The sequence below is a fragment of the Enterococcus sp. DIV0176 genome (assembly GCF_050528535.1).
Classification (GTDB): Bacteria; Bacillota; Bacilli; order Lactobacillales; family Enterococcaceae; genus Enterococcus_B; species Enterococcus_B thailandicus.
In genome coordinates this window covers 70,531-88,490 of record NZ_CP172879.1, presented here as the reverse complement: position 1 = coordinate 88,490, position 17,960 = coordinate 70,531, and the positions used below count along the sequence as shown (strand labels likewise).

Genomic DNA, 17,960 nt, shown 5'->3' with positions numbered 1-17,960 from the left:
AAAAGGACTTTGGTTTTCGATCAAAGTTAATCGAAAACCGAGGTCCTTCATACTTTCTGCACCATGAAATGATGGCTTTGTGACAAACTTTCCTATTCAGCAGAAAACAGATAAGGATAGACTGGTTGGTCTCCTTGGTGAATCTCGATTTCTAAATCAGGATATTTTTCTGTTAGCGTTGCTGCCAACTCCTCTGCCTGTGCGACTGTACCGCCTTCACCAGCAAGGATTGTCACAATTTCAGTATCTTCATTAATCATTTGTTTTAAAGTAGTTAAAGAAGTATCCACAATATCAGGATTTGAAATAACGATTTTTCCATCAATCATTCCTAAAAAGTCGCCTTCGACAATCTCTACTCCATCAATTGAAGTATTTCTGATAGCATGTGTTACTTGACCACTTATGACACTACTTAATACATCAGTCATCGTTGCTTTGTTTTCCTCTAATGAAACTTGATCGTTGAATGATAACATCGCTGTCAAGCCTTGAGAGATTGTTCGTGACGGAACAACTGCTACAGGAATTTCGGCAACTTCAGCTGCTTGATCTGCAGCCATGAAAATATTTTTGTTATTTGGTAAAACAATTACTTGATCAGCATTAACATCTTTAATTGCTTTCAAAATATCTTCTGTACTTGGATTCATTGTTTGCCCACCGCTAATCACATAGTTGGCACCTAGACTTTCAAAAAGTTCTTGGATTCCTTGGCCTGCTGCGATAGCTACCACGCCATAAGGAACACGTACTTTTTCTTCTGTAAATTCTTGGACATCTTCATCATGTTCTAAAATTGTTTCGTGTTGTAGACGCATGTTATCCACTTTTACTTTAATCAATGAACCGAATTTTTGACCATAATTCATTACTTCACCTGGATGCTCTGTATGAACGTGCACTTTGATGATCTCATCATCATTTACAACTAATAATGAATCACCAAGTCCGTCCAAGTAGTTACGGAAGCCTTCATAATCAAACTGGCTGTCAACAGTTGGACCTTCGCCAATTTTAACCATGATTTCTGTACAATAACCAAAATGGATATCTTCCGTTGCCAATTGTCCTTGTACACTACGGTGATGTTCTGCATTAACCATTTCATCCATTTCTGCAGGAGATGGTTCATAGATGTCATCGACTTGGAATTCACCATTTAATGCACTCAAGAAACCTTCATATACAAATAACAAACCCTGACCGCCACTATCTACTACTCCAACTTCTTTTAATACAGGTAATAAATCAGGTGTTTTCGCTAATGCGCGTTTTCCACCTTTAACAACAGCAGTCATTACTTCGATTACGTCATCCGTAGATTTTGCTTTCTTTTCACCTGCTTTGGCTGCTTCTCTGGCAACAGTTAAAATCGTTCCTTCAACTGGTTTCATTACTGCTTTATAAGCAGTTTCGACCCCATGTGTGAAAGCTGCTGCTAAGTTTGTTGCATTCAATGTTTCTACTTCTGGGATTTGTTTTGAAAACCCACGAAATAGTTGAGACAAAATAACTCCTGAGTTTCCTCGAGCTCCCATAAGAAGTCCTTTAGAAAGCACAGCGGCTAATTCGCCAACTTTTTCAGAAGTTGAGTCGACTACGGCTTTTGCGCCACTAGTCATTGATAAGTTCATATTTGTTCCAGTATCTCCATCTGGTACTGGAAAGACATTTAATGAATTGACATATTCTGCATTTGCTTGCAGACGATTCGCACCGGCCTGAACCATTTCTTGGAACTGGCTTGCACTGATTTCTGTTACACTCACCTGGATAATCCTCCTTCAGATCGACTGCTGAGTTACTAGCAAGTCTCCTGCCTAGTCTGGCAGTACACGAACACCTTGTACAAAGACATTAACTGAATTGGCTGTTACACCTAATAATGCCTCTAAGTTGTATTTTACTTTTTCCTGAACATTACGTGAAACCTCAGAAATTTTTGTTCCATAACTAATAATTGTATATACATCAACTGCAATACCATTTTCTTCTTGACGAACAACTACTCCACGAGAATAGTTTTCTTTGCGCAAAATCTCAGTAATATTATCTTTAATTTGATTTTTGCTGGCCATACCAACAACACCAAAAACGTCCGTTGCAGCGCCACCAACAACTGTTGCAATCACATCATTGGTAATTTCAATGGTTCCAGCTGAAGTTTGAATTTTTACAGCCATGAATAAGCCTCCTTAACGGGCACAAATAGCCCATTTTTCTTCTATAATATTTTATCATAGCATAACGTGAAATAAAAGGCAGTTACTTTCAAAGTACCTTAAAACCCTCAAAATGTTTATTAGCAACCCTGTATAATTTACAATTATTATGCGGAAATGTCAATTATAACTCGATAAATATGCTTGCAAATTGCCTTCTTATATGATAAGTTAGTTTGGTATGAGCTTAATTATTCTATTGCTCCAATATCAAGGCAAAGGAGGAAATTTACATGGCTAAAGTTTGTTACTTTACAGGTCGCAAGACTTCAAGTGGAAACAACCGTTCACACGCTATGAACTCAACAAAACGTACTGTTAAACCTAACTTACAAAAAGTTCGCGTTATGATCGACGGTAAACCTAAAAAAGTTTGGGTGTCAACTCGTGCTTTGAAATCAGGAAAAGTTGAACGCGTTTAATTGAATCAGGACTGCGAACCGTTCATCGTATGAACGGTTTTTTTCTTGGATTTATGTCCAAGATTATTATTGATTCCTCAAAAAAGAAGTTGTGCTTTAAGCACAACCTCTTAAACCGTTCTTACATATATGATTCAGCTAAAACACATTTTTCCAAAAGAAAAAGAACTTAGAGCAATTATCCATTGAGATAGCTGTTCTAAGTTCTTTTTTATGTGCCACTTGCCTCTAATGCAAGCGAGTAATATATGTTTTTTTTACAACTAAAATATACGCTTATATACAAACGCTGTCAATAGAAAAAAGCTTGTAAAATTAACTAAAATATTGATTTGTTTATTTTTTAAAAAATCGTAAATTCCTAGGTTTTTTAAACTTACCATCGTTATTTATTTCATTTTTTTATTTTTTAATGAAAATTAGGCTCATTTTTGGTGGAGAAAAACCTGAGTATGATAAACTTAAAACAACTTCATAGAAATTTGGTGAAAGATAAAATGAAAAAAAATTATAAACTATTCTTCAAAGAAAATTGGCCATACATGGCTGCTAGCTTTTTCATTCCACTAATTATTCTGGCACTTATTTATTTAAGTATTGGAATTTATCCTGGTAGTAGCAGAAGTATTTTAGCGAGTGATGCATTCTCACAATTTTCGAATTTCCATGCCAGCTTCCGCAATATGCTTTTTGGAAAACAAAGTATTTTCTACACGTGGAACGCTTCATTAGGTTTAAATTACTTATCCTTGATCTCCTACTATCTTGGAGGTATTTTTACACCCTTAGTTTTCTTTTTTCCAAATCAATACATGCCTGATGCACTTTACTTTTTAACCTTAATCAAAGTAGCCAGTGCTGGTTTAGCTTTTTGGTTTTTAGGAAGAACTTTTAAAATCCCACGCTGGGGGCAAGTGGCGTTAAGTATCAGCTATGCGTTGATTTCTTTTGTCACCGCGCACTCAGAAATCATTATGTGGTTAGATGCCTTCGTATACCTACCATTAATCATCTTAGGTATTCATCGTGTGATGGATTTAAAAAAACCGCTTGTCTTATTTGTTAGTTACTTATTACTATTTTTGTCTAGCTTTTATATGGGCTTCATGATTGGTGTCTTTTCTTTTCTTTATTTCTTTGCGAGACTTTTTACCAACTGGTCCAAATACAAGAAAACCATTCTACCTTATGGAATTACTTCGTTATTAGCTGGTGGGGCATCAATGATCATCATCTTACCTGCTATACTTGATTTACGATCTAATGGTGAAGAGCTGAGCCAAATAACTGCTTTAAAAACAGAAGCAACTTCTTTCTTAGATCTAGCAATGAAAAACATGATTGGCGTCTATGACACAACGAAATATGGATCAATTCCATTTGTCTACGCGGGATTATTTCCACTAGTTCTTTGTATTTTTTACTTTGTTAGTCGAAAAATCCAATTAAAAAATAAACTTTTGTTTGGAAGTTTGTTCATAATTTTAATCGCAAGTTTTTATCTAGTTCCATTAAATCTATTCTGGCATGGTATGCATGCACCGAATATGTTCTTATTCCGTTACGCCTACTTGTTTTCTTTTCTGGTCATTTTGCTTGCCGGTTATGGTTGGGAAAAATTGGAACAGAACGATCACGGACTTTTTGTCGGCATCACACTTATCTTAGCTGCTATTTTCTCAATTTCTTGGGCGCTTAAGCCAGCTGAAAGTTACACTTATGTAACGACAACGTCCTTTATTTTAACAGTTGTCTTTTTAGTTCTTTATGCTATTGCTGTTGGATTTTTCCAACTCAAAAAAATCCCTATGAAACAGTTAAGCATTTTATTATTACTTCTAATGTCTTCTGAGGCGATAGTCAATACGAACAGCATGATTCATGGTATTTTAGACGATTGGAACTATGCTTCACGCAGTTTATTTACAGATCCTTATCCGAACATCCAAGAGCTAGTAACAAAAACGAAAAAAGAATCCGATACATTTTATCGATTAGAAAATTTAGATCCTGTTTCTGCCAATGATTCATTAAACTATGGATATAGTGGTATCAGTATGTTTTCTTCCATCCGTAATCGTAACTCTTCTTCTTATCTTGATCGACTTGGCTTTCGTTCACGCGGTACCAATCTAAATATTCGCTATGCAAATAATACATTGCTAATGGATGGGTTTACTGGTATTAAATATAACATCAGCAAAAACGAAAATACATTTAGCAAATACGGCTTCAATCAAGTTGGACAAAGTGGTGATTACACACTCTATGAAAATATTAATGCTCTACCACTTGCTTTCACTGCTCCATTGACAATTGATGACGTCGAGCAACCAGCAACTGATAATTTAACAAGTCAAACAAACTTAATCAATGAACTTTCTGGTTTACAAGAAGATTATTACTCTTTCTATAAGCCTACGTTGAAAAAACAAACGAATACGAAAATCACAAATACAACAACTGGTGTCACTTACTCTGAAATAACCAGTAACCAAGCAAAAGAATTAACTTGGGAAGTTCAAGTTCCTGCAAATACACAAGCTTACTTAAGTTTATTCCCAACGAACTACGCTCAGTTAGAAAGTTCGAGCGCAACTATTACGGTAAATGGAACTTCAAGACAAACACAAATCAATATTTCTGGTCAATATTACGATCTAGGTTACTACCCTACTGATACTACAGTAACTTTTACAGCTAGTTTTTATGGAACAAAAGAAGTCAGCTTCATGGAACCAGAAGTGGTTGGACTAAATCTTATTGCCTATCAAGCTGCGATGAATCAGATTAAAAATAAAGGTGTCGATTTAACCACTTCAGGTCGTAAAGCCACGGGCACAGTTAATTCAGACCAAGACGCCATGCTTGTAACAACAATTCCTTATGATGAAGGTTGGCAAGCAAAAGTTGACGGAAAGGCTGTCGCTATTGAAAGTTTCCAAAATGCTTTTGTAATGGTCAAAGTTCCAAAAGGCAAACATACGATTACTTTTAGCTACTTGCCAAAAGGATTTAAGCTCGGAAGTATGTTATTCGTAATTTGTATCTTACTCTTTGCTCTTTATTCTTATCTTTTAGCTCGAAAAAGAATTTTAGATGGCACAGATTCTCTTAAATAAATCATTTAGATAAAAAAAGCACACCAAACAAAGTTGTTTGGTGTGCTTTTTAGTGTACTATTAACTGTTTAACGAAGTGTAATACTATTTATTCATATTTCACTTCGTACAAGTACAAGCCCTCTGGATGTGCCGTTGGACCTGCTAAATTGCGATCTTTTTTTGCAATAATTTCTGGAATTGCATCTTCTGGTATTCGACCATTTCCAATTTTCAATAATGTACCTACCAAAATACGAATCATTTTGTACAGAAATCCGTTCCCTCTAAATGTAAATAGCAGTTCGTCTCCTGCATCATTTACTTGCATTGTTGCTTCATAAATCGTCCGCGTTTTATCTTCAATGGAACTTCCTGCAGCACAAAATGAAGTGAAGTCATGCGTTCCAATTAAATCTGGCAAAGCTCGTTCAATCTTCTCCAAGTCTAATGGATAAGGATAGTAACTCGCGTAATGTCGACGAAACGGGCTTCTTGGTTTACCAATATCTACTCGAAATTGATACGTTTTTTCATGAACCATATAACGTGCATGAAAATCTTCGGGAACAATTTCCACTTTCTTAACTGCAATATCTTCTGGCGATTGAGTATCTAGAGCAAATCGCATACGTTCTAAAGGTCGTTCTTGCGGATAATCAAAGTGAATAACTTGTCCAACTGCATGAACACCAGAATCCGTTCGACCAGAACCAAAAACTGTAATGCTTTGTCCATTTGCCATTTTTTTTAATGTTTTCTCCAACTCTTCTTGAACAGTTCGACCATTTGGTTGCTTTTGAAAACCATGAAAATTTGTACCATCGTACGCAATGATTGCTTTGTAACGTACCATTTTTTCTCTCCTTATCTTCCCATAAAAAAGAGGCTGTGACATCGTCACGGCGCCTCTCTTTTTTCATATAATAATTAATTTACTGATTTTTATCAACCACGTAAAAATACTAAAATAACTGTTAATAAACCAAAGGCGATCATAACCAGAGTATCTTGATTGTGCCAATGAAGCACTCGATACTTCGTGCGTCCTTCGCCCCCTTGATAACCTCGAGCTTCCATAGCAGTTGCTAAATCTTCCGCTCGATTAAAGCTACTTACAAATAAAGGAATCAATAAAGGAATAATTGCCTTCATTTTTTGAACTAAGCTACCTTCGCCGAAATCAACACCACGTGCGCGTTGCGCATTCATAATTTTTTCCGTCTCATCCATTAATGTTGGAACAAAACGCAATGCAATGGATAACATCAGCGAGATTTCATGGACTGGAAAACGAACAACTTTTAGCGGACGCAATAAATATTCAATTGCATCAGATAATTCTAACGGTGGAGTTGTCAAAGTAAGTAATGTTGACATAAAAATAATCAAAACAAATCGGCAAAAAATAAAGAGTCCATTCAATACACCAAACTGAGTGATATTAAAAATTCCCCAGTGCCAATAAACTTCGCCTCCGCTTGTAAATAAAACTTGTAGTGCAACAGTAAATAAAATTAACCAAATCAATGGGCGAATACCACGGATGAAAAATTTCATATCCACTTTTGATAATGAAACAGCAAATAAAGTAAACATTGCCAATAAAAGATATGTTTGCCAATTATTTGCTAAAAAGATGATCCCAATAAAATAAAAACTAGCTAATAACTTTGCTCGAGGATCTAATCTGTGAATGAATGAATCACCTGGCATATACCGCCCAAAAATCAATTTATTCATCATGAGCATTTCCTCCAGACAAGCGTACAATTTCATCCGCTAATTCCTCAGCTGTTAAAGGTAGCTTAGCCATTTCAATTCCTTTTTCACTCAATAGCTCTGAAAATTCCGTTGCAGTAGGCACACCCAGTTGTTTTTCTTTTAACCAATTTAAATCTTGAAAGACTTTCCTTGGTTCACCACTTTTAACGATTTTCCCTTTTTCCAAAACATAAACAAAGTCTGCATAGTTAGCCACATCATCCATTAAATGAGTGACTAATACAATAGTAATATTTTGTTCCTTATGAAGTTGCCAAAACATCTCCATCATTTCTTTTCTTCCTTGAGGATCCAAACCCGCAGTAGGCTCATCCAAAACCAACACTTCAGGTTTCATTGCAAGAACTCCTGCAATGGCAACTCGACGCATTTGTCCACCAGAAAGTTCAAAAGGTGAGCGATTCAAGTATGTTTCATCTAAACCAACTTGAATTAAGGATGCCTTAGCAATTTCTAACGCTTCTTCTTCACCTACGCCAAAGTTTTTTGGTCCAAATGCGATATCTCTAGCAACTGTTTCTTCAAATAATTGTGCTTCTGGAAACTGGAATACAATTCCCACTTTTTTACGAATTGGTTTTAGATTCTTGTTATCCGTTTCAGGAGTTATTTTTCGATCACCAATTTGTACAGAACCACTCGTTGGTTTAACCAAAGCATTCAAGTGTTGTAATAATGTCGACTTTCCACTGCCTGTGTGCCCAACTAACGCAGTATAACTTCCTTCTTTGATTAACAGATCAATGTCAAATAATGCTCTTTGTTCAAATGGTGTATTGGGTTGATAAGTAAAACTTACTTTTTCAAAATGGATGTCCATAACCAATTCACCATCCTTTCTTCCGTCATGTATTCATCAGGAACAGTGATTCCACGCACTTTTAACGCACTTTTTAATTTTTCAGGGAATGGTAAGTCTAGTCCTAGACGAATCAAATCTGGACCGGCAGAAAAAATTTCTTCTGGTGTTCCTTCGCCAACTAGTTCACCTTCACGCATTACTAAAATACGATTCGCATTTGCAGCTTCATCAATATCATGCGTAATAGAAATGACAGTTAATTGGCTTTCTTCTTTAATTTTTTTGATAGTTGAAATAACTTCTTCTCGACCTTCAGGATCAAGCATACTAGTTGCTTCATCTAAAATAATAATATCTGGTCGTAAAGCAACTACGCCAGCAATTGCTACACGTTGTTTTTGTCCACCAGACAAGCGAGCAGGTTCTCGAGTTGCAAACTCACTCATACGAACTTTTTCTAATGCATCTTTTACACGTACGAGCATTTCTTCACGAGGAATACCTTGATTTTCCAATCCAAAAGCAACATCATCTTCCACAGTTGAACCAACAAATTGATTATCTGGATTTTGAAATACCATCCCAACCATTTGTCGAATCGTCCAAATATTTTCTTCATTAAGTGTTTGCTGTTCTACTGCTACTGTACCAGACTCTGGTAAAATCAAACCATTAATCGTTTTAGCAAGAGTTGATTTTCCAGAACCATTGTGCCCAATAATTGCAACCCATTCTCCTTTGTTAATTGTAAAAGAAACATCTTTTAACGCTGGTCGAAGGTCATCAGGCTGATATGTGTAATTTATATTTTTCAAATCAATAATTGGCTCCATGCTTACTCCTTCTTCATCCTAAAGTTCTTTCTAACACTATCAAAAAAAAACTAAATTTTCAATTATTTATTGTTTGAATAAAATGTTTTTTTGTACCTTCAATAAAACCTGTCAAGACAGTTAATTAAAGGTACAAAAAAACACTTTATGATGAGTGCATACTCCCCAAGCTAAAAACTTGGGGAGTAGCGCTGAGCTAGACTCGGAGCAAAGCTCCAACATCATAACACTCTAAAAGAATCATCTATAAAGTGATGTTATTAGTGTGATTTTAGACAAGTTCTAAGATAACCATTGGTGCACCATCACCGCGTCTTGGTTCTGTTTTCAAGATACGAGTATAGCCACCTTGACGTTCTGCATAACGAGGTGCAATGTCATTGAATAATTTTTGTAAAGCTGATTCAATAACGATGTCTTCGTTTTCTTCGCGCACGCTAGCAACTTCATTACGTACAAAAGTAGCCGCTTGACGACGAGCATGCAAATCTCCACGCTTACCTAAAGTGATCATTTTTTCTGCAGTTGAGCGAACTTCTTTCGCACGAGCTTCAGTTGTCACAATACGTTCGTTGATTAATAAATCAGTTGTTAAATCACGCAACATCGCTTTACGTTGACTAGATGTGCGTCCTAGTTTACGATAACTCACGTTGGTTTCCCTCCTTCGTAAAAGGTTTTAATCTTCTTTACGTAAACCTAAACCTAAGTCATGCAATTTTGCCTTAACTTCTTCCAATGATTTACGGCCCAAATTACGGACTTTGATCATTTCTGGCTCAGATTTATTCGTAAGTTCTTGTACAGTATTAATTCCTGCACGTTTCAAACAATTATAAGAGCGAACAGATAAGTCTAATTCTTCAATTGTCATTTCCAACATTTTTTCTTTTTGTGTCTCTTCTTTTTCGACCATGATTTCAGCATTTTTTGCTTCATCAGTTAAATTCACAAAAATATCTAGATGTTCAGTCATGATTTTTGCAGATAAACTCATTGCTTCCAATGGTTCAATTGAACCATCTGTCCAAATCTCCATCGTCAATTTATCAAAATCTTCACGGTGTCCAACACGTGTGTTTTCTACTTGATAGTTCACACGACGAACTGGTGTGTAGATTGAATCGACTGGAAGAACACCGATTGGCATATCTTCTTTTTTATTTTCATCTGCTTGAACATAACCACGTCCAGGTTTCACAGTTAAGCGAGCATGGAACGTAGCTCCTTCAGAGACACTACAGATATACATATCTTTGTTCAGAATCTCTACATCACTATCAACGATAATATCGCCAGCAGTTACTGTAGCAGGTCCGGTAATATCGATTTCAAGGGTTTTTTCTTCTTGGCCATACATTTTAAGCGCTAAGCCTTTAATGTTCAAGATGATTTGAGTGACGTCTTCTCTAACACCTTTAATAGTAGAGAATTCATGCAGTACACCATCGATTTGAATATTAGTGATGGCAGCACCTGGCAAAGAAGATAATAAAATACGACGTAGGGAATTCCCTAAAGTAGTCCCATACCCTCTTTCAAGAGGTTCAACGATGAACTTGCCATAATCTTTTTCTTCATCAATTTTTGCGATTCTTGGTTTTTCGAACTCAATCATTCTTATCTTTACCCCTTTCAAAACGAAAAGTGTCTTGTTCAATGACGTTACTATAGAAACTCAAAATGAGCGGCACTCATTAAACACGACGGCGTTTTGGAGGGCGGGCACCATTATGAGGAACTGGAGTCACGTCACGAATTGCAGTCACTTCTAAACCTGTTGCTTGTAATGAACGAATTGCTGCTTCACGTCCAGAACCAGGTCCTTTAACTGTCACTTCAACAGTTTTTAATCCGTGTTCCATTGCTGCTTTAGTAGCAGTTTCTGCTGCCATTTGAGCGGCAAAAGGAGTTGATTTTTTGCTTCCTTTGAAACCTAATGAACCAGCTGATGACCACGCTAATGCATTTCCGTGAGTATCAGTGATCATGATGATTGTGTTGTTGAAAGTAGAGTGGATATGTGCAATCCCTGCTTCTACATTCTTTTTCACACGGCGTTTACGATTCACTTTTTTTGCTGCCATGAAGTTCTAACCTCCTTCACTTAAGAATTATTTTTTCTTGCCAGCGATAGAACGAGCTGGACCTTTACGAGTACGTGCATTGTTTTTTGTGTTTTGTCCACGAACTGGCAAACCACGGCGGTGACGGATACCACGGTATGAACCGATTTCCATCAAACGTTTGATGTTTAAGTTCACTTCACGACGAAGATCACCTTCAACTTTTAATTTATCAACTTCAGCACGGATAGCATCTGTTTGTTCATTCGTTAAATCACGAACACGAACATCTTCAGATACACCAGCATCAGCCAAGATTTTTTGAGCAGTAGTGTTACCAATACCATAGATATAAGTAAGTGAAACTACTACACGTTTATCACGAGGAATATCTACTCCTGCAATACGAGCCATACTTGTTACACCTCCAATTATCCTTGACGTTGTTTATGTTTTGGATTTGCTGGGCAAATCACCATAACGCGTCCTTTACGACGAATTACTTTACAATGTTCACACATTGGTTTTACTGATGGTCTTACTTTCATGATAATACCTCCTGTAGTTTTACGGAGTACAATTATTTAAAGCGATAAGTGATACGGCCACGGCTTAAATCGTATGGAGACAATTCAACCGTTACTTTGTCACCAGGTAAGATACGGATGTAATGCATACGAATTTTACCTGAAACAGTAGCAAGAACTTGGTGTCCGTTTTCTAGTTCAACTTTAAACATTGCATTCGGCAAAGTTTCGACGACTGTACCTTCGACTTCAATCATATCTTCTTTTGCCACGCACAGTACCTCCTTGTACTTGTTTCGCATTTTCACACGATAAAATGGCGGAAACTGCAGTTCCCACCTCAAAATTCTCAAAATGGATCATCTAGAGGAATCTCTAGAAGTCGGACTGACATATTCTATCATAATTTATTGAACTTTACAAGAGTAACTGCATAAAGCAAGTTGGCTACGGGCAATCATGCTATTTTTCAATGATTTTTTGTACATCAGTAAATACAGCATCGATTTCACGATCACCATCAATAGTATGAAGCAAACCATGTTCTTTATAAAAAGCAAGGATTGGTTCACTATTTTTGATGTTGATAGCCAGACGATTTTTAACCGTCTCAGGTTTATCATCTTCTCTTTGATAGAATTCATGCCCCCCACAACGATCACATGTATCTTCAACTTTTGTAGGATTGAAAATTTTGTGATAAGTTGCTCCACAATTGCTGCAGATGAAACGGCCAGCTAATCGCTCAACCAAAACTTCTTCACCAACATGGATATCAATGACAGCATCAATTTTTTTATTTAAATCTTTTAGCATTGCATCCAGAGCTTCAGCCTGCTCAATTGTACGAGGAAAGCCATCTAATAAGAAGCCTTTCTCTGTATCAGATTCTGCTAGGCGCTCTTTCACGATTCCATTTGTTACTTCATCAGGAACTAATGCACCTTTATCCATATAAGACTTTGCTTCCAAGCCTAGAGCTGTTTCATTTTGGATAGCCGCACGAAACATGTCTCCAGTTGAGATATGAGGAATACCATAAGCATCAATAATCTTCTCAGCTTGTGTTCCTTTACCCGCACCTGGTAGCCCCATTAAAATGAGGTTCATTGCTTTCCCTCCTAATAAATGTGAGAACGTGTGTTGAGGAGAAACCTCAACACGCTTTCTTACTTATTCGATAAAGCCAACATACTTGCGTTTCAGCATTAAGCCTTCTAACTGTTTCGCAGTTTCTAAAGCTACACCAATGACAATCAGTAAGCTTGTACCACCTAACCCAATAGATTGTGGTAAATCCCAAATCATCTGAGCGATAATTGGTAATAAAGCCACAAGTCCAAGGAAGATTGCACCAACTGTGCTTAATCGCATTAATAAGCTTGAGACATACTCCTCAGTCCCCTTACCAGGGCGCACGCTAGGTATATAACTTCCTTGTTTTTGTAAGTTTTCCGCTAATTTCTCAGGGTTAACTTGAACAAAAGCGTAGAAGAATGTAAATGCAATAATCAAAACAGTATAAATTGTTGCACCAGGCACCGTATTATAGTTGAAAATTTGCATCATGATTTTATACCAATTTTCAGACCCAAATCTACCACTTAAAGCTTGTAAAACAGCATTAGGGGTTGCAATAAACGAACTAGCAAAAATAACTGGAATAACACCAGCTGCATTTACTTTTAATGGCAAATAACTACTTGTTGGCGCACCTGCCACACGCTTCGTATATTGAATTGGAATCTTGCGTTCAGCTTGTTGGAAAAATGTTACAAATGTCACGATCAATAAAACCGCGACAAGTAAAACGGCAATAAAAATTGCAGATTTCCAAATATCAGAAGAATCAATATTTACAAAATAATCTTCATAAATTTCTTTGATACTATCAGGCAATCGAGAAATGATCCCTGCGAAAATAATCATTGATACGCCGTTCCCAATTCCTTTTTCTGTAATTTGCTCCCCTAACCATGTAACAAACATTGTACCGGCAGTTAAAATTAAACCAATCGTTACATATGTAGACACGTTTGGATTGCTTACAAAACCTAATTGAGCATATTGATTAAATCCAGCGGTAATCCCTACTGATTGAACAAAAGCCAAAACTAATGTTAAATAGCGAGTTGCTTGATTTAATTTCTTACGACCGACTTCTCCTTGTTTCGACCACTCAACAAAACGAGGAACAATGTCCATTTGTAATAATTGAATGACGATTGAAGCAGTAATGTATGGTGAAACCCCCATTGAGAAAATAGAAAAGTTTTGCATTGCACTACCACTTACCAAGTTCAACATGTTGAAAAATGGTAAAGAAGAAAGATTTTGTAATGTACTAGCATTCACGCCTGGTACCGTAATGTGGGCACCCAGACGGAAAACAAATAGTACAAATACAGTAAAGAAAATTTTAGATCGAATGTCTCTTACTTTAAAAGCATCTTTTAATAGTTTAAACATTAGATCACCTCGATTGAACCACCAGCCGCTTCAATAGCGTCTTGAGCTGCTTTCGAGAATTTAGCTGCTTTAACAGTTAATTTTTTAGTTAATTCACCGTTAGCTAATACTTTAATTCCAGCTTTTTCGTTTTTAACGATTCCAGCTTCAACTAAAGCAACAGGTGTTACTTCTGCACCATCTTCAAAACGGTTCAAAACATCTAAGTTGATGACAGCATATTCTTTACGATTTACGTTAGTAAAACCGCGTTTTGGTAAACGACGGAATAATGGAGTTTGTCCACCTTCGAATCCTAAACGTACACCACCGCCTGAACGAGCTTTTTGACCTTTTTGTCCGCGTCCAGAAGTTTTTCCGTTACCAGATGAAGTACCACGACCAACACGATTGCGTACTTGGCGTGAACCCTCTGCAGGTTTTAATTCATGAAGTTTCATAGGTTTGGCACCTCCTTAAATAATCTAGTTCTTAATTATTAGACTTCTTCAACGTCCACTAGGTGAGAAACAGTATTGATCATACCTTTAATAGCTTCATTAGAAGGCTTAACCACTGAACTGTTAATCTTTGTAAGACCCAACGCTTTGACAGTGTCACGTTGGTTTTGAGGACGTCCGATAATACTGCGTTTTAAAGTAACTTTTAATTCAGCCATTATTTTTGTCCTCCTTATCCGATAATTTCTTCAACTGATTTGCCACGAAGTTCTGCAACTTCTTCAGCACGTTTCAATTGTTTCAAACCTTCAACAGTTGCGCGAACAACGTTGATTGGTGTATTTGAGCCTAATGATTTAGAAGTGATATCAGCTACCCCTGCTAACTCTAATACGGCACGAACTGGTCCACCAGCAGCAACCCCAGAACCTTCTACAGCAGGTTTCATTAGGATTCTACCACCACTAAAAGTACCGATAACTTCGTGTGGGATTGTTGAACCGACCATTGGTACTTCAACTAAGTTTTTCTTCGCATCTTCAATTGCTTTACGGATTGCTTCTGGTACTTCTTGAGCTTTACCAGTACCGAAACCTACGTGTCCGTTTTTGTCACCGACAACAACTAAAGCAGCAAAACGTAGACGACGTCCACCTTTAACAACTTTTGTTACACGGTTGATTGCAACAACGCGGTCTTCTAATTCCAAATGTTTTGGATCAATGTAAACCATGAATGGTATTCCTCCTTCTTCTAAAATTCTAGTCCATTTTCGCGAGCAGCTTCAGCTAAAGCTTGCACACGGCCATGGTAAAGGTATCCACCACGGTCAAAGACTACTACTTTAATGCCTTTTTCAGCTGCGCGTTCAGCAACTAATTTACCCACAGCAGTAGCTGTTTCTGTTTTTGTTCCACCTGAAATTTCTTTATCCAAGGTAGAGGCACTTGCTAGCGTCACACCCGCTACGTCATCAATTAATTGCGCGTAGATGTTTTTGTTAGAACGGAAAACGTTCAAGCGTGGGCGCTCAGCAGTACCAGAGATATTATTACGTACACGACGATGTCTCTTTTGACGTGTTTTATTCTTATCTGGTTTTGTAATCACAATTGTCACCTCTTTAATAATGCTAGCCATTAGGCCGCGAATCGTAATTTAAATAAATTACGATTATTTACCAGTTTTACCTTCTTTACGGCGTACATATTCACCAACATAGCGAATACCTTTACCTTTATAAGGTTCTGGAGGACGAGTACCACGAATGTTCGCAGCTAATTCGCCAACTGCTTCTTTGTTCGCACCTTTAACAATCACTTGTGTATTGGCAGGAACTTCAACTGTAACACCAGCTGGTGGTGTAATTTCTACTGGATGAGAGTAACCAACGTTCAATACAAGTTTTGAACCTTGTAATTGTGCACGGTACCCAACCCCGATAAGTTCTAATGCTTTTTGGAAACCTTCACTAACACCGACAACCATGTTGTTGAAGTTAGCACGAGTTGTTCCGTGGATTGTTTTCATTTCTTTACTGTCGTTTGGACGAGTGAAAGTAACTTCGTTTCCTTCAATATTCATAGTAATATCTGAAGAAAAAGTACGTGTTAATTCACCTTTAGGTCCTTTAACTGTAATATCATTTCCATCTTGAGTAACAGTTACTCCTGCAGGAATGACTACGATTTTATTTCCGATACGGCTCACTTAAAGACACCTCCTTGTAGATTCTACTTAATTACCATACGTAAGCGATAACTTCGCCGCCGACATTTTTTTCACGAGCTTCTTTGTCAGTGATAACACCGTCAGAAGTCGAAATAATTGCGATACCTAAACCATTCAATACTTTTGGTACTTCGTCAGCTTTGACATAAGCACGCAATCCTGGTTTAGAAATACGTTTTAAGTTTGTGATAACACGTTCACCGTTTTTACCAAATTTTAGGAAAACACGGATTACGCCTTGTTTGTCATCTTCGATATATTCAACATCACGGACGAAACCTTCACGTTTCAAGATTTCAGCGATGTCACGTTTGATTTTTGATGCAGGTACTTCTAAAGACTCATGTTTAACCATGTTTGCATTACGGATACGAGTTAGAAAATCTGCAATTGGATCTGTCATGACCATTGAACTAATTACCTCCTTCTTATGCGAATTTACTTTTTACCAGCTAGCTTTCTTCACGCCGGGAATTTGACCTTTATAGGCAAGTTCGCGGAAGCAAATACGGCAAAGATGGAACTTACGATAAACTGAATGTGGACGTCCGCAACGTTCGCAACGAGTATAAGCTTGTGTTGAATGTTTTGCAGGACGTTTGTTTTTAGCAATCATTGATTTTTTAGCCACGTAGTTCGCCTCCTTTAATTATTTTTGGAATGGCATACCTAATTGTGTTAACAACTCACGAGATTCTTCATCTGAGTTAGCTGTTGTTACAATAACGATGTCCATACCACGTACTTTATCTACTAAATCATAATCTACTTCTGGGAAGATCAATTGTTCTTTAATACCTAAAGTATAGTTTCCACGACCGTCAAAGGCTTTTTTACTTACACCATGGAAGTCACGTACACGTGGTAGTGAAACTGAAACCAATTTGTCTAAGAATTCATACATTCTTTCTCCGCGCAAAGTGACTTTTGCACCAATTGGCATTCCTTCACGTAAACGGAATCCAGCGATTGATTTTTTAGCTTTAGTAATCATTGGTTTTTGTCCAGTGATTAAAGTTAATTCTTCAACTGCTTTGTCTAAGTTTTTAGCGTTTGATACCGCATCACCAACACCCATGTTGATGACGATTTTTTCAACTTTAGGTGTTTGCATAACAGAGCTATAGTCGAATTTTTCCATCAATGATGGAGTAATTTCTTTAAGATATTTTTCTTTTAGGCGGTTCATTCAGTAAGACCCTCCTTCCTTAAAATTATTATTTATCTAGAACTTCACCGGTTTTTTTAGAAACACGGACTTTTTTGCCATCTACTTCTTTGTAGCCAACTCGGCCAGCTACACCAGTAGAGTCGATCACCATCACGTTAGAAACATGAACTGGAGCTTCCATCTCAACAATACCACCTTGAGGAGCAGCCTGAGAAGGTTTTTGGTGTTTTTTGACAATATTCACACCTTCGACAATGACTTTATCTTTTTTAGGAAACGCTGCTAATACAACGCCTTCTTTATTTTTGTCTTTTCCAGTGATAACTTTAACTTTATCGCCTTTTTTAACAAACATAACTGTTTCGCACCTCCTTTGATAAGTGTCTCA

25 protein-coding genes are annotated in these 17,960 nt (G+C 37.1%); 2 read left to right on the top strand and 23 right to left on the bottom strand.

Annotation, left to right across the window (positions count from 1 at the left end):
* Nucleotides 1-92: 92 nt before the first annotated feature.
* Both IGJ66_RS00485 and IGJ66_RS00480 read right to left on the bottom strand, forming a co-directional pair.
* Complete coding sequence (locus tag IGJ66_RS00485) at nt 93-1,772, bottom strand: DAK2 domain-containing protein (protein WP_067483503.1); 1,680 nt, start codon at nt 1,770-1,772, stop codon at nt 93-95.
* 51 nt (nt 1,773-1,823) lie between these two features.
* Nucleotides 1,824-2,186, bottom strand: coding sequence for an Asp23/Gls24 family envelope stress response protein (locus IGJ66_RS00480; protein WP_067483505.1), 363 nt, complete (start codon nt 2,184-2,186; stop codon nt 1,824-1,826).
* Between the two features lie 272 nt (nt 2,187-2,458).
* Here IGJ66_RS00480 and rpmB point away from each other — a divergent pair, with 272 nt between their 5' ends.
* On the top strand, nt 2,459-2,647 hold the full coding sequence (gene rpmB, locus IGJ66_RS00475) for a 50S ribosomal protein L28 (RefSeq protein ID WP_067483507.1): 189 nt from the start codon (nt 2,459-2,461) through the stop codon (nt 2,645-2,647).
* A 497-nt stretch (nt 2,648-3,144) separates the two neighbouring features.
* On the top strand, nt 3,145-5,769 hold the full coding sequence (locus IGJ66_RS00470) for a YfhO family protein (protein ID WP_071868762.1): 2,625 nt from the start codon (nt 3,145-3,147) through the stop codon (nt 5,767-5,769).
* Between the two features lie 88 nt (nt 5,770-5,857).
* Here IGJ66_RS00470 and truA read toward each other — a convergent pair whose 3' ends face one another.
* The 21 genes from truA to rplX all read right to left on the bottom strand — a co-directional run bounded on the left by truA (nt 5,858) and on the right by rplX (nt 17,927).
* Nucleotides 5,858-6,604, bottom strand: coding sequence for a tRNA pseudouridine(38-40) synthase TruA (truA, locus tag IGJ66_RS00465; protein ID WP_067483509.1), 747 nt, complete (start codon nt 6,602-6,604; stop codon nt 5,858-5,860).
* Nucleotides 6,605-6,696: 92 nt separating this feature from the next.
* Complete coding sequence (locus IGJ66_RS00460; protein WP_067483511.1) at nt 6,697-7,494, bottom strand: energy-coupling factor transporter transmembrane component T family protein; 798 nt, start codon at nt 7,492-7,494, stop codon at nt 6,697-6,699.
* Nucleotides 7,484-8,353, bottom strand: a complete 870-nt coding sequence (locus IGJ66_RS00455; protein WP_071868757.1) for an energy-coupling factor ABC transporter ATP-binding protein — start codon at nt 8,351-8,353, stop codon at nt 7,484-7,486. Before IGJ66_RS00455 ends, IGJ66_RS00460 begins: the two co-directional genes overlap by 11 nt.
* Nucleotides 8,329-9,168: an energy-coupling factor ABC transporter ATP-binding protein gene (locus IGJ66_RS00450; protein WP_067483514.1), complete on the bottom strand. Its 840-nt coding sequence runs from the start codon at nt 9,166-9,168 to the stop codon at nt 8,329-8,331. Before IGJ66_RS00450 ends, IGJ66_RS00455 begins: the two co-directional genes overlap by 25 nt.
* A 271-nt stretch (nt 9,169-9,439) precedes the next feature.
* Complete coding sequence (gene rplQ, locus IGJ66_RS00445) at nt 9,440-9,820, bottom strand: 50S ribosomal protein L17 (RefSeq protein WP_067483516.1); 381 nt, start codon at nt 9,818-9,820, stop codon at nt 9,440-9,442.
* Between the two features lie 27 nt (nt 9,821-9,847).
* Nucleotides 9,848-10,786: a DNA-directed RNA polymerase subunit alpha gene (locus tag IGJ66_RS00440; RefSeq protein WP_002288715.1), complete on the bottom strand. Its 939-nt coding sequence runs from the start codon at nt 10,784-10,786 to the stop codon at nt 9,848-9,850.
* Between the two features lie 79 nt (nt 10,787-10,865).
* Entirely contained in the window at nt 10,866-11,255 is a 390-nt protein-coding gene (rpsK, locus tag IGJ66_RS00435) for a 30S ribosomal protein S11 (protein WP_067483518.1), read from the bottom strand.
* 27 nt (nt 11,256-11,282) lie between these two features.
* Entirely contained in the window at nt 11,283-11,648 is a 366-nt protein-coding gene (gene rpsM / locus IGJ66_RS00430; RefSeq protein ID WP_067483520.1) for a 30S ribosomal protein S13, read from the bottom strand.
* A 17-nt stretch (nt 11,649-11,665) separates the two neighbouring features.
* Complete coding sequence (rpmJ, locus tag IGJ66_RS00425) at nt 11,666-11,782, bottom strand: 50S ribosomal protein L36 (protein ID WP_002288710.1); 117 nt, start codon at nt 11,780-11,782, stop codon at nt 11,666-11,668.
* A 32-nt stretch (nt 11,783-11,814) separates the two neighbouring features.
* Nucleotides 11,815-12,033: a translation initiation factor IF-1 gene (infA, locus tag IGJ66_RS00420; protein WP_010767960.1), complete on the bottom strand. Its 219-nt coding sequence runs from the start codon at nt 12,031-12,033 to the stop codon at nt 11,815-11,817.
* Between the two features lie 190 nt (nt 12,034-12,223).
* Nucleotides 12,224-12,871, bottom strand: coding sequence for an adenylate kinase (locus IGJ66_RS00415; RefSeq protein ID WP_067483522.1), 648 nt, complete (start codon nt 12,869-12,871; stop codon nt 12,224-12,226).
* A 63-nt stretch (nt 12,872-12,934) separates the two neighbouring features.
* Nucleotides 12,935-14,230 (bottom strand): preprotein translocase subunit SecY, encoded by a 1,296-nt coding sequence (gene secY, locus IGJ66_RS00410; protein ID WP_067483524.1) that lies wholly within the window; start codon nt 14,228-14,230, stop codon nt 12,935-12,937.
* On the bottom strand, nt 14,230-14,670 hold the full coding sequence (gene rplO / locus IGJ66_RS00405; RefSeq protein ID WP_067483526.1) for a 50S ribosomal protein L15: 441 nt from the start codon (nt 14,668-14,670) through the stop codon (nt 14,230-14,232). Before rplO ends, secY begins: the two co-directional genes overlap by 1 nt.
* 38 nt (nt 14,671-14,708) lie before the next feature.
* Nucleotides 14,709-14,888 carry a 50S ribosomal protein L30 gene (rpmD, locus tag IGJ66_RS00400; protein WP_002290455.1) on the bottom strand — a complete coding sequence of 60 codons (180 nt, stop codon included), beginning with the start codon at nt 14,886-14,888 and terminating at the stop codon, nt 14,709-14,711.
* 14 nt (nt 14,889-14,902) lie between these two features.
* Nucleotides 14,903-15,403: a 30S ribosomal protein S5 gene (gene rpsE, locus IGJ66_RS00395; protein WP_067483528.1), complete on the bottom strand. Its 501-nt coding sequence runs from the start codon at nt 15,401-15,403 to the stop codon at nt 14,903-14,905.
* Nucleotides 15,404-15,423: 20 nt separating this feature from the next.
* Complete coding sequence (gene rplR / locus IGJ66_RS00390; protein WP_075491300.1) at nt 15,424-15,780, bottom strand: 50S ribosomal protein L18; 357 nt, start codon at nt 15,778-15,780, stop codon at nt 15,424-15,426.
* Nucleotides 15,781-15,843: 63 nt separating this feature from the next.
* Nucleotides 15,844-16,380: a 50S ribosomal protein L6 gene (rplF, locus tag IGJ66_RS00385; protein WP_067483530.1), complete on the bottom strand. Its 537-nt coding sequence runs from the start codon at nt 16,378-16,380 to the stop codon at nt 15,844-15,846.
* 31 nt (nt 16,381-16,411) lie between these two features.
* Nucleotides 16,412-16,810 (bottom strand): 30S ribosomal protein S8, encoded by a 399-nt coding sequence (gene rpsH / locus IGJ66_RS00380; RefSeq protein WP_067483532.1) that lies wholly within the window; start codon nt 16,808-16,810, stop codon nt 16,412-16,414.
* 36 nt (nt 16,811-16,846) lie between these two features.
* A complete protein-coding gene (locus IGJ66_RS00375) occupies nt 16,847-17,032 on the bottom strand; it encodes a type Z 30S ribosomal protein S14 (protein WP_002356214.1) in 186 nt (61 codons plus the stop codon).
* Between the two features lie 18 nt (nt 17,033-17,050).
* Complete coding sequence (gene rplE / locus IGJ66_RS00370; RefSeq protein ID WP_067483534.1) at nt 17,051-17,590, bottom strand: 50S ribosomal protein L5; 540 nt, start codon at nt 17,588-17,590, stop codon at nt 17,051-17,053.
* A 28-nt stretch (nt 17,591-17,618) separates the two neighbouring features.
* Nucleotides 17,619-17,927 carry a 50S ribosomal protein L24 gene (rplX, locus tag IGJ66_RS00365; RefSeq protein WP_067483536.1) on the bottom strand — a complete coding sequence of 103 codons (309 nt, stop codon included), beginning with the start codon at nt 17,925-17,927 and terminating at the stop codon, nt 17,619-17,621.
* Nucleotides 17,928-17,960: the final 33 nt, after the last annotated feature.

Bases quoted from the DNA above. Each gene is read 5' to 3' on its own strand.
- IGJ66_RS00460 (WP_067483511.1), bottom strand. From the start codon at position 7,494: ATGATGAATAAATTGATTTTTGGGCGGTATATGCCAGGTGATTCATTC.
- IGJ66_RS00415 (WP_067483522.1), bottom strand. From the start codon at position 12,871: ATGAACCTCATTTTAATGGGGCTACCAGGTGCGGGTAAAGGAACACAA.
- IGJ66_RS00480 (WP_067483505.1), bottom strand. From the start codon at position 2,186: ATGGCTGTAAAAATTCAAACTTCAGCTGGAACCATTGAAATTACCAAT.
- rplO (WP_067483526.1), bottom strand. From the start codon at position 14,670: ATGAAACTTCATGAATTAAAACCTGCAGAGGGTTCACGCCAAGTACGC.
- secY (WP_067483524.1), bottom strand. From the start codon at position 14,230: ATGTTTAAACTATTAAAAGATGCTTTTAAAGTAAGAGACATTCGATCT.
- rpsK (WP_067483518.1), bottom strand. From the start codon at position 11,255: ATGGCAGCAAAAAAAGTGAATCGTAAACGCCGTGTGAAAAAGAATGTA.
- IGJ66_RS00440 (WP_002288715.1), bottom strand. From the start codon at position 10,786: ATGATTGAGTTCGAAAAACCAAGAATCGCAAAAATTGATGAAGAAAAA.
- rplE (WP_067483534.1), bottom strand. From the start codon at position 17,590: ATGAACCGCCTAAAAGAAAAATATCTTAAAGAAATTACTCCATCATTG.
- truA (WP_067483509.1), bottom strand. From the start codon at position 6,604: ATGGTACGTTACAAAGCAATCATTGCGTACGATGGTACAAATTTTCAT.
- rpmJ (WP_002288710.1), bottom strand. From the start codon at position 11,782: ATGAAAGTAAGACCATCAGTAAAACCAATGTGTGAACATTGTAAAGTA.
- rpsH (WP_067483532.1), bottom strand. From the start codon at position 16,810: ATGGTCATGACAGATCCAATTGCAGATTTTCTAACTCGTATCCGTAAT.
- IGJ66_RS00455 (WP_071868757.1), bottom strand. From the start codon at position 8,353: ATGGACATCCATTTTGAAAAAGTAAGTTTTACTTATCAACCCAATACA.
- IGJ66_RS00470 (WP_071868762.1), top strand. From the start codon at position 3,145: ATGAAAAAAAATTATAAACTATTCTTCAAAGAAAATTGGCCATACATG.
- rpsE (WP_067483528.1), bottom strand. From the start codon at position 15,403: ATGGTTTACATTGATCCAAAACATTTGGAATTAGAAGACCGCGTTGTT.
- rpmD (WP_002290455.1), bottom strand. From the start codon at position 14,888: ATGGCTGAATTAAAAGTTACTTTAAAACGCAGTATTATCGGACGTCCT.
- IGJ66_RS00450 (WP_067483514.1), bottom strand. From the start codon at position 9,168: ATGGAGCCAATTATTGATTTGAAAAATATAAATTACACATATCAGCCT.
- rpsM (WP_067483520.1), bottom strand. From the start codon at position 11,648: ATGGCTCGTATTGCAGGAGTAGATATTCCTCGTGATAAACGTGTAGTA.
- rpmB (WP_067483507.1), top strand. From the start codon at position 2,459: ATGGCTAAAGTTTGTTACTTTACAGGTCGCAAGACTTCAAGTGGAAAC.
- rplX (WP_067483536.1), bottom strand. From the start codon at position 17,927: ATGTTTGTTAAAAAAGGCGATAAAGTTAAAGTTATCACTGGAAAAGAC.